Origin of the sequence: Rhodococcus sp. MEB064 (genome assembly GCF_000834565.1) — a bacterium.
Classification (GTDB): domain Bacteria; phylum Actinomycetota; class Actinomycetes; order Mycobacteriales; family Mycobacteriaceae; genus Rhodococcoides.
The window spans coordinates 12,839-29,342 of record NZ_JXQS01000063.1 but is presented as its reverse complement, the minus strand read 5'-3'; the positions used below and the strand labels follow the sequence as shown (position 1 = coordinate 29,342).

The window sequence follows — 16,504 nt, the reverse complement described above, 5'->3', positions numbered from 1 at the left end:
CTTCATCTTCATGATCACGACCGGGCAGGTCATACACCGGACCTTGCTCCGGCAGCACTTCTTCTTGGGCTTGCTGCGAGCAACCTTCGAGGCCGAGGACACCTGGTGAGGGTAGCCTGTGTGAGAAGCCCGCAGGCCTGCGTGACCGCCGTCACCCGGCCCGACCGAGTAAACTGATCCGGTCGCACTTCTCGTCAGCGACGCAGCGCGCTCTCTGGGAGAGGAAGCCGCTCGCTCTTCACCCCGCATTCGACCCAGGAGATTTCCGCGTGACCAGCCCCACCGAACTTCAGACCGTCCCCACCACCTTCCGCAACGTTGCCATTGTCGCGCACGTCGACCACGGCAAGACGACGCTCGTCGACGCGATGCTCCGCCAGTCCGGCGCCTTCGAGGAGCGCGCCGAGGCCATCGACCGCGTGATGGACTCGGGTGACCTGGAGAAGGAGAAGGGCATCACGATCCTGGCCAAGAACACGGCCGTGCACAAGCGCAACGCCGACGGCAGTATCACCGTCATCAACGTGATCGACACCCCCGGCCACGCCGACTTCGGTGGCGAGGTCGAGCGCGGCCTGTCCATGGTCGACGGTGTCGTGCTGCTCGTCGACGCTTCCGAGGGACCGCTGCCGCAGACGCGCTTCGTGCTGCGCAAGGCGCTCGCCGCGTCGCTCCCCGTCATCCTCGTGGTCAACAAGACCGACCGTCCCGACGCGCGCATCGAGGAGGTCGTCTCCGAGAGCCACGACCTGCTCCTCGACCTCGCGTCGGACCTCGACGACGAAGCATCCGAAGCTGCCGAGCTCGCACTCGACCTGCCGGTCCTGTACGCCTCGGGCCGCGAGGGCAAGGCGTCGACCAAGCAGCCGGAGAACGGCCACGCACCGGATGCCGAGAACCTCGACGAGCTCTTCGAGATCCTGCTCAGCTACATCCCGGCGCCCAAGGGCAACGTCGACGCGCCGCTGCAGGCACACGTCACCAACCTCGACGCGTCGGCCTTCCTGGGCCGTCTCGCCCTGGTCCGTATCCACAACGGTGAGCTGAACAAGGGCCAGACCGTGAGCTGGATGCGCGAGGTCGACGGAGAACCCGTCGTGCAGAAGACCAAGATCACGGAGCTGCTGAACACCATCGGTGTCGAGCGCGTCCCCGGCCAGAAGGGTGTCGCGGGCGACATCGTCGCCGTCGCGGGCTTCCCGGACATCATGATCGGCGACACCCTCGCCGACCTGGAGAACCCGGTCGCCCTGCCGCGCATCACCGTCGACCAGCCGGCCATCTCGGTCACCATCGGCACCAACACCAGCCCGCTCGTCGGACGCGTCAGCGGCCACAAGCTGACCTCCCGCATGGTCAAGGCGCGTCTGGATCAGGAGCTCATCGGCAACGTCTCGCTCAAGGTCCTCGACATCGGTCGCCCCGATGCGTGGGAGGTCCAGGGTCGTGGAGAGCTCGCGCTCGCCATCCTGGTCGAGCAGATGCGCCGCGAAGGCTTCGAGCTCACCGTCGGCAAGCCCCAGGTGGTCACCCGCCAGGTCGACGGCAAGCTGCACGAGCCCTTCGAAGAGCTGACCATCGACACTCCCGAGGAGTACCTCGGTGGCGTGACGCAGCTGCTCGCAGCGCGTAAGGGAAAGATGGTCCAGATGACGAACCACGGCGCAGGCTGGGTTCGCATGGAGTTCATCGTCCCCTCGCGCGGCCTCATCGGCTTCCGCACCGACTTCCTCACCGACACCCGCGGCACCGGCATCGCCAACGCCGTTTTCCACGGTTACGCACCGTGGGCCGGCGAGATCCGTGCGCGCCACACCGGCTCGCTCGTGTCCGACCGCCAGGGAAGCGTCACCCCGTTCGCCATGATCCAGCTGGCCGATCGCGGAACGTTCTTCGTCGAGCCCGGCGCCGACACCTACGAGGGCATGGTCGTGGGCATCAACCCGCGCCAGGAGGACCTCGACATCAACGTCACCCGCGAGAAGAAGCTGACCAACATGCGTCAGTCGTCCGCCGACGTGATGGAGACCCTGGCCAAGCCGAAGAAGCTCGACCTCGAGATGGCCATGGAGTTCTGTGCCGGCGACGAGTGCGTCGAGGTTACACCCGAGGTCGTCCGCGTGCGCAAGGTCCACCTCGACTCGAACGAGCGTGCGCGTGAGCGTTCGCGCAGCAAGTCGCGTGACAAGGCTGCTCTGTAATCATGTCGGTTGCGCGGGTAGGTGCGGCGCTCGCCGCTGCCCTGCTCGCGTTGTCGGCGTGCACGGCTGATCCGCCGCCGCCGATCCAGAGCACCGAGACGGCGACGACGACCCCTCCGGCCGCGCCCGCAGCGACCGGAAATCCGGTCGTCGTCGCCATCGACGACGTCGGTACGGGATTCAACCCGCACCTGCTCGCCGACCAGTCGCCCGCCAACACGGCGGTGTCGACGCTGGTGTTGCCCAGCCCGTTCCGTCCCGCGGCGGTCGGCACCGGCATCGAGTGGCTTCCCGACGCGTCGCTGCTCGTCTCCGCCGAGGTCACCTCGCAGGCGCCGTTCACGATCACCTACCGACTCCGCAACGAGTCGCAGTGGTCGGACGGTGCGCCCATCGCGGCCGAGGACTTCCGCTACCTGTGGCAGCAGATGATCGATCAACCCGGCGTGGTGGATCCCGCGGGATACGACGCCATCACCGACGTGCAGTCCGCGGACGGCGGCAAGACGGTGAACGTCGTGATGGCCTCGCCGTACCCCGCCTGGCGGGAACTGTTCGAGAACCTGCTCCCGTCGCACCTGCTGAAGGACTCGCTCGGAGGCTTCGAGCGTGGACTGCGTGACAACGTGTCGGTCTCCGGAGGTCACTTCCGCATCGAGTCGATCGACCGGGGCCGCGACGAGATCCTACTCGAGCGCAACGACCGCTTCTGGGGCTCTCCCGCCACCCCCGACCAGATACTTCTCCGCCGCGGCGGAAGCGACGCCCAACTCGCCGACTCGATGCGATCCGGCGACGCCCAGATCGCGGAGGTCCGGGGCGGGACCGCGACCCTGGCCCAATTGGGAGCTATCCCGAACGTCCGGACCGACACCAAGTTCCGTTCGCGCGCACTGGAACTGACGCTCAACGGCCGAGTCCCGGCGCTGGCGGACGTGAACGTCCGACGCGGCATCATGGGCCTTCTCGACGTCGATCTGCTGTCCACGGTGGCGTCGGGAACCAGTACCCCCGCCGACACCGTCCGTGCACAGATTCTGTCTCCGTCCCAGCCTGGTTACGTACCCACCGCACCGTCCGCGGTGCCTCGCGACGAATCGCTGCGCCTGCTCGCCGACGCCGGCTACACCCCGGTTCCGCTCCCGCCGGCACTTGCGCCGACGAGCGCGGAGACGACGACTCCCACGACGACTCCGGTGCCCGGCGCGTCCCGCACGATGACCATGGTCATCGGTGCACCGGAGAACGACGCCATCGCGGTGGCGGTGGCGAACACGGCCGCCGATCAGCTCCGGGATGCGGGCATCGACGCGACCGTCGCGCCGACGGACCCCGAGGAGTTGTACGGCACCGCGATGGTGAGCGGCGCCGTGGACGCGATAGTCGGATGGAGTCGAGTCGGCGTGGATCCGGGCACCGCCCTGGCCTCCCGGTTCGGCTGCGCGGCAGCTCAACTCGAAGGAACGGCGACGTCGGACGACGCCGACCCGGTGTCGACTGGCACGCTGTCCGGTCTGTGCGATCCGACTCTGGACCCGATCATCGAACAGAGCACGAGAGGTGAGATGAACCCGACCGACGCCGTCCTCGCGGTCCAAGGGCAACTGTGGGCTCTGAACGCCGTGCTGCCCATCGCGCAGGACAGGTCCGTCGTCGCCGTGGGACCCGGTGTCTCCGGCGCGTCCCTGGCGGGACCGATCGATCTCGGTGTCTTCGGTGACGCCGACGCCTGGATGCGAGTGTCACCGTGACCGAGGGTTCTCTCGATCTGCGAGGTCGTCGACTGCTGGTCGTCCACGCTCACCCCGACGACGAGTCGATCACGACGGGGGGCACCATCGCCCGCGCGGTGGCGGCCGGCGCGGATGTCACCGTCCTGACCTGCTCCCTGGGTGAGGAAGGCGAAGTGATCGGCGACACCTGGGCCGGCCTGGTCGCCGACAGGTCCGATCAACTGGGCGGCTACCGCATCCACGAGCTGACCGTCGCTCTGCAGGCCCTCGGATGTCGGCCCCCGCGGTTTCTCGGCGGGGCGGGACGGTGGCGTGACTCCGGCATGGCAGGCACGCCTGCGGCAGGGCACCCACGTGCGTTCGTCAACGCCGACGACGACGAGGCGGTCGGAGCCATGGTCGAGGTGATCCGCGACGTCCGTCCGCACGTCGTCGTCGCGTACGACCCCGAAGGGGGGTACGGGCACCCCGACCACATGCAGGTCCATCGCCTCGCCGGACTCGCCGTCGAGGCGAGCGAGGATTCCGGGCAGTTCTCGACATCCGGTCCGGCGTGGACGGTGCAGAAGATGTACTGGACCGTGACGGGCCACGCGCAGCTCATCGCGGGACTGAGCGATCTGGGGGATGTCCCGTCGGAGTGGCGTATGCCGACGCACGGCGAACTTCCCAGCGTGCCCGACGACACGGTCACCGCGTCCGTCGATGTGCGGCCCGTGCTCGAGCAGAAGCGGGAAGCGTTGCGGGCACACGCAACTCAGGTGACGGTGTCCGCATCGGGGGCCGCCTACGCGCTGTCGAACGACATCGCGCAGCCCGTCCTGGAGGACGAGCAGTACATCCTGGTGCGTGGTCGGTCGGGGCCGACGGACGCGTCGGGGCGCGAGAACGACCTGTTCGCGGGAATCGTGTGACGGTTCATCCACCGTGCCGGTCCGAAGCGGGCTCTGCGCCGGGTTATGCTGTGATGCGCGCCACCGGACGGGGTCGGACGTACCCGGTGGGACCGATTCGAAGGAGCTTCACCCATGAATTACGACCTGCAGAACGCCGTCGTGGCGTTCGTGGATTCCCTGCGGGGCACCGCCGACATCCAGCGTCAGATCTATCTCGACGTGGTCGGCGGCTTCGCGTCGACCGTCAGCAACTTCCTCACCTCCATCGGCTACCCGCCTCGCTGACATCGGTTCGGCCGGCGTCGTCACTGCCGGTGATCGCATGACGGGCCACGCCGGGGAGGGCGTGGTGTCCGGGATCAAGGCGTCCATCGTGGGCGCCTTGGTTCTGGACGGATTTCTCTGCGCGGTGACGGCTGTGCTGTTCCTCCCTCTCTATCTCGGACAGACGCCGTTCCCGGTGAGCGGCATCCTCGCCGGTGTGATCAACGTCGTTCTCGTCCGCGTGGCATTCTCCGTCTCTCGCAACGTCTCTCGGGCCGCGCTCCCGATCGCCGGCTTTTTCGCCGGCCTTCTTCTCGCGATGTTCGGCGGTCCGGGGGGAGACGTGTTGTTGCTGTCCGACTGGCGCACGTTGGTGTTGATAGCGGGCGGCGTCTTCCCGCCCGTCGTCCAGCTCTTTTCCCTCAGGTTCGCGCAGTTCGACCAGCTGGGTGCCGCGGCGCGTCAGCCCTGACGACGCCGGCTGCAGCCGCGGCCTCGGCCAGCACCTGCTCGACCATCGCGGGCGTCAGTCGACCGGTGAACGTGTTCTGTTGGCTGACGTGGAAGCACCCGAACAGGTGCAGATCGGGAAGGTCCGCGGCCGGCGAGGTGAGCAGGACGTGTGCCCCGTGACCGAACTTCGGGCGAGGTCTCGGCAGCGCCCATCCCGCGCCCTCGAGCACGGGAAGCAGTGCCTGCCACCCGAAACCGCCGAGCACCATGATCGCTCGAACGGTCGGTGCGAGAATGTGCAACTCGGTCTCGAGCCACGGTCGGCACCGGTCCCGCTCTTCGGTGGTGGGCTTGTTGGCCGGGGGAGCGCAATGCACCGGCGACGTGATGCGCGTTCCGATCAGTTCGAGGCCGTCCCCGATGTGCGACGCGGTGGGCTGCGTGGCCAGCCCGACGGCGTGCATCGCCGCGTACAGCACGTCTCCGCTGCGGTCGCCGGTGAACATGCGCCCGGTCCTGTTGGCGCCGTGGGCCGCCGGTGCGAGGCCGACGACGAGCAGTCGGGCATCGGCGGGGCCGAAGCCGGGGACGGGTCGTCCCCAATAGGTCTCGTCGCGGAAGGCGGCACGCTTCTCGGTCGCGACCAGCTCGCGCCACGCGACCAACCGGGGACAGGCGCGGCACTCGGACACCTCCGCATCGAGCTCCGCGATGGTTCTCGGGGTCATCACCGCGTGATCCAGATATCGCCGGAGCCGGGTTTCGCGGTCTCGATCACGGACGCACTCCAGTCGACGGGAACGTCGATCACGCGGTAACTGCCCGTGCCGGCCGCCGTCGCTGCGATCACCGTCGCGACACCGGCGCGGCGTTGGAAGAAGGTCTCACGCACACCCCATGCCACCACACCGTCGGTGTCCAGGACGACGCGGCGTCGGTCCAGACTTCCGTGCTCGGTGATCAGTACACCGGGGGTGGCGTGATGCCCGAGCGCGCGATATCTGTCGACGGCCAGCGCGCACGCTGCGACGACGAGCAGGCCGACGACGACCCAGGCTGCGAACGGAACTTCTCTGCCGGTCGCCCTGTACACGGCGAGAGCGAGCGCACCGAGCGTCACCGGGCCGAGTGCGCGCGTGAGCCGGCGTCGCAACGCGGCCGGTCCGTGGCCCTGCAGCGGTGCTCCGGCGACGGCCTGAGCGGGCAGACCGGACAGCACGTCGTTCATCGTCCCGAGTGCGTCCTTCAGCGGGGCGGGAGGGAGGAGAAGCGACGATTCCTTCTCCGACGCCGACACACCCGTCATGACCGCATCGAGCCGTGCGCCGCGTGCCCACCGCAGAACCAGTGGCCGACGCAGAGACGCACCACGGAGCCGATCCCGGTCGAGGGTGGTGTGCCGTGTCGACACCAGCCCGTGCCCGATGCGCAGGTGCTCGCCGTCGTCGGTGACGGTGAGGTTGCCGTAGACGATCAGGTAGCGCAGAACGGACACGACGCTCGACACCACCAGCAGTGCCAGCGCGGTCAGCACGAGTGCGACCACGACACCGAGTCGGAGGATCGCCTGATAGCTCTCGTTCACCGCGGACGACGAGGCGACGTCGCCCGCGAACCCGGACTGGAAGACGAGTCCGAATCCGGCGCCCACGACGACGATTCCGGTCGCCGTGAAGGGCGCGAAGCGGACCCAACCGGTGCGGAAGTGGGCAATTTCACGTTCGTGGGAATGCGCCGTCAGCGCCACGTCGGGAGGCGCCGAATCGCCGCTCAGGAGTTCGGTGCGCATGGCAGGCACCAGGTCGGACGCCAGTGCGTTCAACTCGAACGTGTCGGAGCGGTCGGACTTCTGCAGCCCGGTCCCCACCGTGAGGATGGAGAGGCCGAGAAGACGGTGCAGCGGTCCTGCCCGGACGTCCACGCTGCGTATCCGGCCGCGCGGGATGGACAGAACCGTCCTACGCAAGAGGCCCCGCCGCAGCTGGACATCGTCCGCTCCGACGCGGTAGCCCGTGGTGAACCACCGGAGCATCGCCGCCCCGACCGCCAGGGCGACCACGACCAGACCCCACACGTGGTTTACGCTCTGCGAGCCGAGCACGAGGGAGATCGCCAGCACCGGAAGCAGACGCACGAGTTCGGTGATCGGGTGGATCAGGAGCATGCGCGAGTCGAGTCTGAGCCAGGGAAGCTCGTCGACCGGTACCTGTCGGTTCGGCCAGGGCGTCGTCACGTGGCGTCCCCGCGGGACCGTGCCGCGGCGCCGGTGATCGCAGCCACCGTCCGTTCTGCCGTCGCGAGGTCCAATCCGACGATCTCCAAAGCCCCGGCCGACGACGCCGTCGTCACCGTCGCGGTGGCGAGGCCGAGTGCGCGATCGAAGGGTCCCCGTTCGGTGTCCACCGTCTGGACGCGCGAGAGGGGCGCGATGCGGCGTTCCTGGGTGAACCACCCCGTGCGGGTATGGACCGCTGTCTCGCTGAGCTCCCAGCGGTGCACGCGGTAACGCCATCGCGGCGCGACGACGACGTGCACGCTGGCGAGGACGGCCACCGCGATTCCCACCAGGACGACGGGCGTCCAGGCGGGCCGGTCGACGGCCACGGCGAGGACGACGGCCCACACGATCACGGCGATCACGGCCGGCACCCACATCGCCGCCGCCGTGACGGTCCAGAGCACCTTCGCCCGCGGATCGACGCTGTTCGCCGGATCGACGATGACGTAGTCGTTCGGTTCGGACACGTCGCATCACCCCTGCTGTGGCACACCTCCGGCCGGAGGGCGCATGATCGAGCGGTGACGATGTTGCCCGATCCGAGTCCGTCCGTGCGCGCCGACACCCCGGCGCCGAACCCCGACAGCCCCGCCCCGTCCGCGTCGGCGATGCGCCGCGCCCTGCGTCGCGCACGCGACGGCGTGGTGATCAGCGTCGACGAGGCCACCACGTTGCTGCACGCGCGGGGCGCCGACCTCGAGGATCTGTGCGCCTCCGCGGCGCGTGTCCGTGATGCAGGGCTTCTGGCCGAGAACCGGCCCGGGACCGTCACCTACTCGCGCAAGGTGTTCATTCCTCTGACCCGGCTGTGCCGGGACACGTGCCACTACTGCACGTTCGTCACGGTGCCCGGGAAGCTCCGCGCGGAGGGCCACGGGATGTTCCTCGAGGCGGACGAAGTGCTCGACATCGCTCGACGCGGTGCCGAACTGGGCTGCAAGGAAGCGTTGTTCACGCTCGGTGACCGCCCCGAGGCGCGGTGGCCGGAAGCCAAGGAGTGGCTCGACGCTCGCGGCTACGACTCGACGCTCGACTACCTGCGCGCGATGTCGATCCGCGTCCTCGAGGAAACAGGCCTGCTCCCGCACCTCAATCCCGGAGTCATGAACTGGGAGGAGATGTCTCGCCTCAAGCCGGTCGCGCCGTCGATGGGCATGATGCTCGAGACCACCTCTCGCCGACTGTTCGAGGAGAAGGGCCAGGCGCACTACGGCAGCCCCGACAAGGACCCCGAGGTGAGGCTGCGCGTGCTCACCGACGCCGGCCGATTGACCGTTCCGTTCACCACCGGAATCCTCGTCGGTATCGGCGAGACCCTGCGGGACCGAGCCGAGTCGATCATGGCTATCCGTAAGTTGCACAAGGCGTTCGGGCACGTCCAGGAAGTCATCGTGCAGAACTTCCTGGCCAAGGACGACACCGCGATGCGCAGTGCCCCGGACGCCGGTCTCGAGGAGTTCCGCGCGACCATCGCCGTCTCCCGGATCCTGCTGGGACCCGCCATGCGGATCCAGGCGCCGCCGAATCTGGTGTCCGCGCAGGAGTGCGCATCGCTTCTCGCCGCGGGCGTGGACGACTGGGGCGGGGTCTCACCGCTGACTCCCGACCACGTCAACCCCGAGCGTCCGTGGCCGAACCTGGACACGCTCGCGCAGATCAGTGCGGACGCCGGCTTCGTTCTCACCGAGCGCACCGCGGCGCAGCCCAAGTACGTACTCGCGGGTTCGCCGTGGATCGACCCTCGGATCTCCGCGCACGTGCGTGCTCTCGCCGACCCCGTCACCGGTCTCGCGGCCGCTGACACACTCCCGGTGGGACTGCCCTGGCAGGAACCCGACGAGGTGTGGGAGTCGACGGGACGCGTCGACCTGCACACCGGCATCGACACCGAGGGTCGCAACACCGAGACCCGCAGCGACATGGGCAGTGCGTTCGGCGACTGGGAATCCATCCGCGAGCAGGTGGCGCACCTGGCGACGCTCGACAGCGTCGACCGTGACGTCGTCGCCGCGCTGCGCTCGGCGGAGAAGGATCCCGGCAACTGCACCGACGAGGAGTACCTGGCGCTGGCGACGGCCGAGGGAGCGGCACTCGATGCCGTGACCGCCTTCGCCGACCAGTTGCGCAAGGACGTCAACGGCGACGACGTGACCTACGTCGTCAACCGGAACATCAACTTCACCAACATCTGCTACACCGGCTGTCGGTTCTGCGCCTTCGCGCAGCGCAAGGGAGATGCCGACGCATTCTCGCTGTCGACCAGCGAGGTCGCCGACCGGGCGTGGGAAGCGCACGTCCTCGGCGCGACCGAGGTGTGCATGCAGGGCGGCATCGATCCCGAGCTGCCCGTCACCGGGTACGCCGACCTGGTGCGTGCGGTGAAGGCCCGCGTTCCGTCGATGCACGTCCACGCGTTCTCACCGATGGAGATCGTCAACGGGGCATCCCGCGGCGGTCAGTCGGTCCGGGACTGGCTCATCGAGCTGCGCGAGGCGGGCCTGGACACCATTCCCGGCACCGCGGCGGAGATCCTCGACGACGAGGTGCGCTGGGTGCTGACGAAGGGCAAGCTGCCGGCGCAGACCTGGATCGACGTCGTCACCACCGCCCACGAGGTGGGCCTGCGGTCGAGCTCGACGATGATGTACGGCCACGTCGACAACCCGTCGCACTGGGTCGGTCACCTCAACGTGCTCAAGCGCATCCAGGACCGCACGGGCGGCTTCACCGAGTTCGTCCCGCTCCCGTTCGTGCACCAGAGCTCGCCGCTGTACCTGGCAGGCGCGTCGCGGCCCGGCCCGACGCAGCGCGACAACCGCGCCGTGCACGCGCTGGGGCGGATCATGCTCCACGGACGTATCGACAACATCCAGACCAGCTGGGTCAAGCTGGGCATCACGGGAACACAGGTCATGCTGAACGGCGGCGCCAACGACCTGGGTGGCACGCTGATGGAGGAGACGATCTCGCGGATGGCGGGCTCGCAGCACGGATCGGAGAAGACCGTTCAAGAACTACACGCGATCGCCGAGGGCATCGGCCGACGCGCAGTCCAACGGACCACCGCATACACGGGCGACGAGGAGGCCGCATGAGCGCCGACCGGTTGGGTGACGACCGCGTCGCCGGAGCGCTGAAGGCTGCGGTCAGGGTCATCGTTCCCGTACTCGAACTGCTGGCCGACCGGGATCCGTTGGGCCTGAAGAAGCGCACCTTCCGCGACGGTTCCACCTCCACCGACTCCAAGGTCGACACTGCCCTGAACGCCGTGGCGTCGGTCTTCGACGCGGCGGACACACCCGGTACGAAGGCCTGGGAGTCGATGACCGTCGACCAGCGCGTCTCGTGGTGGGTCGGACGTGTCGGCGGCATCGGCACGGTGGCCGTCGCGTTCCCCGGCATCTTCGGAGTTCTCGCGCGGCGGTTGCCGCTGGGCGACGTTCTCGGCTTCGCCAACCAGGCGATCGTGCTTGTCGCCGTCGCCCGCGAGTACGGCGTCACCGACCGGGACGAGCAGGTCCGCCTGCTCGCCTCCGTGTTGTGCAACCGCGAACTCGCGAAGGGTGCCACCCACGGCGCTCCGGAACCCGACGTCGACGACGACGCGGTCACCGAGCCGTCGGGCCGGTTGACGCGGTCCCCGTTCGCTCTGCTGTCGACGTTGTGGTCGGTCACCAAGATCCTCAAGTCCGTCACAGACGAATTGGACAAGCGGCCCCACAGCCGTACCGTTTACCGGTGGCTCGGTAATCTGCCGGTGGTCGGAGCGGTCGCCGGCTACTTCGGTGAACGCGGTGCGCTGACCCGGGCTGCGAAGCTGGGGCGTCGGTGGATCGAGTCGAACAGCACGTCCGCGTCGAACGCGCCCTCCGGGCGTCGTGAAGCGCTCAGAGCTCGGAAAGGCTAAGGAGACAAGTCAGTGCCGTACACGATTGCTGAACCGTGCGTCGATGTCCTCGACAAGGCATGCATCGAAGAATGCCCCGTCGACTGCATCTACGAGGGTGGACGCATGCTCTACATCCAGCCCGACGAGTGCGTGGACTGCGGAGCCTGCGAACCGGTGTGCCCCGTCGAGGCGATCTTCTACGAGGACGACGTCCCCGAGCAGTGGGCCGGATACGTCAGCGCCAACGTCGACTTCTTCGACGAGCTGGGTTCGCCCGGCGGTGCCGCCAAGGTGGGCAAGACCGACTACGACCCGCCCTTCATCAAGGCGCTTCCGCCGATGGGCGAGAACTGAGCCGTGACCGACGCATCCGTCGTCGCCGTGCGTGAGCGGCGGTCGCGGGCGAGTCTGCTGCCGGAGTTCCCCTGGGACACTCTCGCGGATGTCACGGCGCTCGCTCGATCGCATCCCCATGGCCTGGTGAATCTGTCGGTGGGAACGCCGGTGGACCCGGTGGCCGACATCATCCGTGATGCTCTGGCGGCAGCGTCCGCCGAGCCCGGTTATCCGACGACGGTGGGCACGTCCGCCCTGCGGACTGCCGCCGTCACGGCTCTGGCGCGCCGATACGGCATCGGTGGCCTGGACGAGAGTTCGGTGCTGCCCGTCATCGGTACCAAGGAGGTCATCGCCTGGCTTCCGACGCTGCTCAACCTGGGCGCGGACGACCTGGTCGTCATTCCGGAACTGGCGTACCCGACCTACGAGGTGGGAGCGCTGCTCGCGGGGTGCCGGATCCTGCGCGCCGACGGAGTCAACCGCCTCGGACCCGAGCGCGCGTCGATGATCTTCGTCAACTCGCCGTCCAATCCCAGCGGTCGAGTCCTCGGCGCCGCGCATCTGCGCAAGGTCGTCGAGTGGGCACGCGAGCGCGACACCATCGTCGTGTCCGACGAGTGCTACCTCGGACTCACGTGGGAAGGCGCGGCCGTCTCGATCCTCGACGACGAGGTCTGCGGGGGAGACACGACGAATCTCCTCGCCGTGCATTCACTGTCGAAGACGTCGAACCTCGCCAGCTACCGGGCGGGGTTCGTGGCAGGTGATCCCGACCTGGTGGCCGAGCTTCTCGCGGTGCGCAAGCACGCGGGCATGATGGTTCCATTGCCCGTCCAGGCGGCGATGACTGCTGCTCTGACCGACGACGAGCACGAGCGGGTTCAGCGGGATCGGTACCGCGACCGCCGTACGGCTCTGGCGGCTGCCGTCACTGCTGCGGGTATGACCATCGACCACTCCGAAGCCGGTCTCTACCTGTGGGCAACCCGCGGCGAACCGTGCCGCGACACCGTGCGCTGGTTCGCCGAGCGCGGCATCCTCGTCGCCCCCGGCGAGTTCTACGGACCCGGCGGCGGTCGGCACGTACGGATCGCCCTGACCGCGACGGACGAGCGCATCGCTGCCGCCGTCGCGCGCCTCACGGTCTGACGTCGCGCCGGTGGGAGCACTCGACCGCGCACAGGAAGATCTGGCTCGTGGCGAGCCGTGGAATGCGCGCAAGCGACTGACCGCACTGCTCGACCAGGACCCGGCCTCGCAGCCTGCACTGGATCTACTCGGGTACGCCTGCCTCGCGATGGACGACCCGGTGGGCGCCGGCGCAGCGTGGTTCCTGACCGATCGGGACGACCAGGACCCGCTGGTGAGACACGCTCTCGATTCCTTCGTGGCTGCCTCCCCGGAGCCTGTCGTGCTCGCTCGTCGCCTTCCCATCAACGCCCCGACCCGCGCCTACCCGCCGCGCGTGCGGGAGAGACTGGCAGTGCTGGGCTCGCGGGTCCGTGCGAGCGGCCAGGAGTGGGAACCGCCCGGCGAGGTGCACTTCTTCGAACAGGACGGCGTCGATGTCGAGGCCTTCGAGGAATGGACCGACGACGTCCCGCCGTCTCGGTCGGGCGTGAAGATGGTCGCCGCGGTGTTGGTCGTCGCGATGATCGGCACGGCCACGATCGCCACCGTCCTCACCGTCTTCTTCTGACACACGCGCACGGAGGTCCGTGACCGTGTCGGACGTCGGTGGTATTCCTGAAGCATGAAGGTTGGAACTACGTACGTCGGAACCACCGAGGTCGGATGCATCGAGTGCGTCGGCGCCCTCGACCACTGCCACGGCACACTGATCGTGCATTCGAGCAACGTCGTCGAGTGCACGGAGGACGGATGCGTTCAGCTGCATGCGGTGCGCCACGGGTTGGTGGTCGATTGCTCGGCGCTGGCCGGCGGATGCTCGTGTGACGACGTGATGGAGCATCTCCGGGCTTCGTGACGCGGACGGTAGTCGTGAGAGACTGGCGGTGTGCTGCTCCGGTCCCTGAACTCGTACGCCATCACGCACGGCGGTGACCTCGACGACGCGGTCACCGTCGGCGACACCGTCCTGAGCCGGAGCGATCTGCTCGGCGCTGCGACGTCCGTCGCGGAGCGCATCATGGGCGTCGATCGGGTGGCGGTCCTCGCCGAGCCGACTGCCCGGACCGTCGTCGCCGTCGTCGGCGCGCTGATCGCGGGTGTCGCGGTAGTCCCCGTGCCGCCGGATTCGGGGCCGACCGAGATCGACCACATCCTGTCCGACTCCGGCGCCAGGGGATGGTTGGGAGTCGCGCCCGACCACGACGGCGGACTCCCCGTCGTCCCGGTCCGCATGCATGCGAGGTCCTGGCACAGCTATGCGGAACCGTCGGACGACACGACAGGCCTGGTGCTCTACACCTCGGGAACCACCGGCCCACCCAAAGGCGTGCTCCTGAGCCGCGGCGCTCTCGCCGCCGGCATCGACGCTCTCGCCGAAGCCTGGGCGTGGACGGCGAACGACACTCTGGTGCATGGACTTCCGCTGTATCACGTCCATGGGCTCGTCCTGGGTGTCCTCGGTCCGCTCCGTATCGGCAGTCCCGTCGTGCACACGGTGAAGCCGACTCCGGAACGCTATGCCGCAGTGAGGGGAAGCATCTACTTCGGTGTTCCCACGGTGTGGTCGCGTATCGCCGCCGACGAGGCCTCCGCGTCGGCGTTGTCCGGTGCGCGCCTGCTGATCTCGGGCAGTGCTCCGCTGCCGGTACCGGTGTTCGAGAAGATCGCCGCTCTCACCGGACTCGAGCCGATCGAGCGGTACGGCATGAGCGAAACTTTGATCACGCTGAGTACGCGCGCCGACGGTGAGCGGCGTCCCGGCTGGGTCGGAGTTCCGGTGCGCGGCATCGAGACTCGGCTGCGCGGCGAGGACGGGTCGGAGGTGCCACGCGACGGCGAGTCGATCGGTTCGTTGGAGGTACGCGGCCGTTTCTTCGACGGATACCTGAACAAGCCGGACGCGACGGCTGCGTGCTGGACCGAGGACGGGTGGTTCCGCACCGGAGATGTCGCTGCCATCGGTGCCGACGGGTTCCATCGCATCGTGGGCAGGGAGTCGACGGACCTGATCAAGACGGGCGGCTACCGCGTCGGCGCGGGCGAGGTCGAGACGGCGATTCTCGGTGTGGACGGCGTGCGTGAGGTGGCCGTGGTCGGTCTCCCGGATGACGACCTCGGCCAGCGCATCGTGGCCTTCGTGGTCGGTGACGGGATATCGGAGTCGGCAGTGATCGATGCGGTGGTGCAACAACTTTCGGTACACAAGCGCCCGCGCGAGGTGCGCGTCGTCGAGTCGTTGCCGCGGAACGGTATGGGGAAGGTTCGCAAGAATCTCCTGGAGTAGCGTCGAGTCATGACCACCTCCACACGCATCGTCCTGGCCTCACGTCCCACCGGCGCTCCCACCGCGGCGAACTTCCGGACCGAGACCGTGGATCTTCCCGACGTCGGCGACGGTCAGGTGTCGCTGAAGACGTTGTACCTGTCCCTCGACCCGTATATGCGTGGCCGCATGAGCGACGCGGAATCGTACGCGGAGCCCGTCGCGGTCGGTGACACCATGGTCGGCGCCACCGTGTCCGAGGTGACCGAATCACGCAGCGACGCAGTGTCGGTCGGCGATGTCGTACTCGGATACACCGGTTGGCAGTCGCACGCCGTCATCGACGCGTCGTCCGTGCGAGTGCTGGATCCCGAGAAGGCGCCCGTGTCCACCGCGTTGGGCGTGCTGGGGATGCCGGGCTTCACCGCGTACTCCGGCATGACGAAGATCGGTCAGCCGAAGGCGGGGGAGACCGTGGTGGTCGCCGCGGCCAGTGGACCCGTCGGGTCGGCCGTGGGCCAGTTCGCCAAGATCAAGGGTGCGCGCGCCGTCGGTATCGCCGGTGGCCCGGAGAAGTGTGCCTACCTGATCGACGAGCTCGGATTCGACGCAGCCGTCGATCACCGGGCGGCGGACTTCAAGGATCAGCTGAAGGCAGCGACGCCGGACGGTATCGACGTCTACTTCGAGAACGTGGGCGGTGCCGTCGCCAAGGCCGTGCTGCCGCGCCTCAACCTCTACGCCCGCATCCCGGTGTGCGGACTCATCGCGCAATACAACGACACCCAGGCACCCGAGGGCCCGGACCGTCTGCCCGGGTTCTTAACCCGCGTGCTGACCAAGAGCCTCACCATCCGCGGATTCATCCAGAGCGAGTACGTGGGCGAGCTGTACAAGGACTTCCTGCGCGAGGTCGGCGGATGGGTCGAGGACGGCTCGTTCCGCTACCGCGAAGATGTCGTCGAGGGCTTGGAGAACGCGCCGGAGGCCTTCTTCGGCCTGCTCCAGGGTAAGAACTTCGGCAAGCTCGTCGTCAAGGTCGCCTGAGACCGAGCCC

General features: G+C 68.3%; 16 protein-coding genes. 13 read left to right on the top strand and 3 right to left on the bottom strand.

Annotated elements, in window-relative coordinates; all coding sequences use genetic code 11:
• Nucleotides 1–269: 269 nt before the first annotated feature.
• From typA to RU01_RS20295, 5 genes are all read left to right on the top strand, one after another.
• The gene (typA, locus tag RU01_RS20310; protein WP_042576411.1) at nt 270–2,201 is read left to right on the top strand and encodes a translational GTPase TypA; all 1,932 of its coding nucleotides are present in this window, start codon (nt 270–272) and stop codon (nt 2,199–2,201) included.
• A gap of 2 nt (nt 2,202–2,203) precedes the next feature.
• A complete protein-coding gene (locus tag RU01_RS20305; RefSeq protein ID WP_042576410.1) occupies nt 2,204–3,952 on the top strand; it encodes an ABC transporter family substrate-binding protein in 1,749 nt (582 codons plus the stop codon).
• Nucleotides 3,953–3,969: 17 nt separating this feature from the next.
• Nucleotides 3,970–4,848: an N-acetyl-1-D-myo-inositol-2-amino-2-deoxy-alpha-D-glucopyranoside deacetylase gene (gene mshB, locus RU01_RS20300; RefSeq protein ID WP_156149025.1), complete on the top strand. Its 879-nt coding sequence runs from the start codon at nt 3,970–3,972 to the stop codon at nt 4,846–4,848.
• 114 nt (nt 4,849–4,962) lie between these two features.
• Nucleotides 4,963–5,115 carry a hypothetical protein gene (locus tag RU01_RS23250; protein WP_197074840.1) on the top strand — a complete coding sequence of 51 codons (153 nt, stop codon included), beginning with the start codon at nt 4,963–4,965 and terminating at the stop codon, nt 5,113–5,115.
• A 37-nt stretch (nt 5,116–5,152) separates the two neighbouring features.
• On the top strand, nt 5,153–5,566 hold the full coding sequence (locus RU01_RS20295) for a hypothetical protein (protein ID WP_042576408.1): 414 nt from the start codon (nt 5,153–5,155) through the stop codon (nt 5,564–5,566).
• Here RU01_RS20295 and RU01_RS20290 read toward each other — a convergent pair.
• Genes RU01_RS20290 through RU01_RS20280 form a run of 3 tightly spaced genes read right to left on the bottom strand, consistent with a single transcriptional unit; the run spans nt 5,517 to nt 8,292 of the window.
• Nucleotides 5,517–6,275 carry a uracil-DNA glycosylase gene (locus RU01_RS20290; RefSeq protein WP_042576407.1) on the bottom strand — a complete coding sequence of 253 codons (759 nt, stop codon included), beginning with the start codon at nt 6,273–6,275 and terminating at the stop codon, nt 5,517–5,519. The two genes, RU01_RS20295 and RU01_RS20290, sit on opposite strands and share 50 nt — an antisense overlap.
• Entirely contained in the window at nt 6,275–7,780 is a 1,506-nt protein-coding gene (locus RU01_RS20285; protein ID WP_042576406.1) for a PH domain-containing protein, read from the bottom strand. The genes RU01_RS20290 and RU01_RS20285 overlap by 1 nt, the downstream gene beginning before the upstream one ends.
• Nucleotides 7,777–8,292 carry a PH domain-containing protein gene (locus RU01_RS20280; RefSeq protein WP_042576405.1) on the bottom strand — a complete coding sequence of 172 codons (516 nt, stop codon included), beginning with the start codon at nt 8,290–8,292 and terminating at the stop codon, nt 7,777–7,779. The genes RU01_RS20285 and RU01_RS20280 overlap by 4 nt, the downstream gene beginning before the upstream one ends.
• Before the next feature lie 60 nt (nt 8,293–8,352).
• Here RU01_RS20280 and RU01_RS20275 point away from each other — a divergent pair, with 60 nt between their 5' ends.
• Genes RU01_RS20275 through RU01_RS20240 form a run of 8 tightly spaced genes read left to right on the top strand, consistent with a single transcriptional unit; the run spans nt 8,353 to nt 16,494 of the window.
• Nucleotides 8,353–10,920: a bifunctional FO biosynthesis protein CofGH gene (locus RU01_RS20275; protein WP_042576428.1), complete on the top strand. Its 2,568-nt coding sequence runs from the start codon at nt 8,353–8,355 to the stop codon at nt 10,918–10,920.
• The gene (locus RU01_RS20270) at nt 10,917–11,732 is read left to right on the top strand and encodes a hypothetical protein (RefSeq protein WP_197074839.1); all 816 of its coding nucleotides are present in this window, start codon (nt 10,917–10,919) and stop codon (nt 11,730–11,732) included. The genes RU01_RS20275 and RU01_RS20270 overlap by 4 nt, the downstream gene beginning before the upstream one ends.
• Before the next feature lie 12 nt (nt 11,733–11,744).
• Complete coding sequence (gene fdxA / locus RU01_RS20265; protein WP_042576404.1) at nt 11,745–12,068, top strand: ferredoxin; 324 nt, start codon at nt 11,745–11,747, stop codon at nt 12,066–12,068.
• Nucleotides 12,069–12,071: 3 nt separating this feature from the next.
• Nucleotides 12,072–13,202 carry a succinyldiaminopimelate transaminase gene (dapC, locus tag RU01_RS20260; RefSeq protein WP_269430164.1) on the top strand — a complete coding sequence of 377 codons (1,131 nt, stop codon included), beginning with the start codon at nt 12,072–12,074 and terminating at the stop codon, nt 13,200–13,202.
• A 10-nt stretch (nt 13,203–13,212) separates the two neighbouring features.
• Nucleotides 13,213–13,752 carry a DUF6584 family protein gene (locus RU01_RS20255; RefSeq protein WP_042576403.1) on the top strand — a complete coding sequence of 180 codons (540 nt, stop codon included), beginning with the start codon at nt 13,213–13,215 and terminating at the stop codon, nt 13,750–13,752.
• A 54-nt stretch (nt 13,753–13,806) separates the two neighbouring features.
• Nucleotides 13,807–14,040 carry a hypothetical protein gene (locus RU01_RS20250; protein ID WP_042576402.1) on the top strand — a complete coding sequence of 78 codons (234 nt, stop codon included), beginning with the start codon at nt 13,807–13,809 and terminating at the stop codon, nt 14,038–14,040.
• 30 nt (nt 14,041–14,070) lie between these two features.
• Nucleotides 14,071–15,468, top strand: coding sequence for an acyl-CoA synthetase (locus RU01_RS20245; RefSeq protein ID WP_042576401.1), 1,398 nt, complete (start codon nt 14,071–14,073; stop codon nt 15,466–15,468).
• Between the two features lie 9 nt (nt 15,469–15,477).
• The gene (locus tag RU01_RS20240; RefSeq protein WP_042576400.1) at nt 15,478–16,494 is read left to right on the top strand and encodes an NADP-dependent oxidoreductase; all 1,017 of its coding nucleotides are present in this window, start codon (nt 15,478–15,480) and stop codon (nt 16,492–16,494) included.
• Nucleotides 16,495–16,504 lie beyond the last annotated feature (10 nt).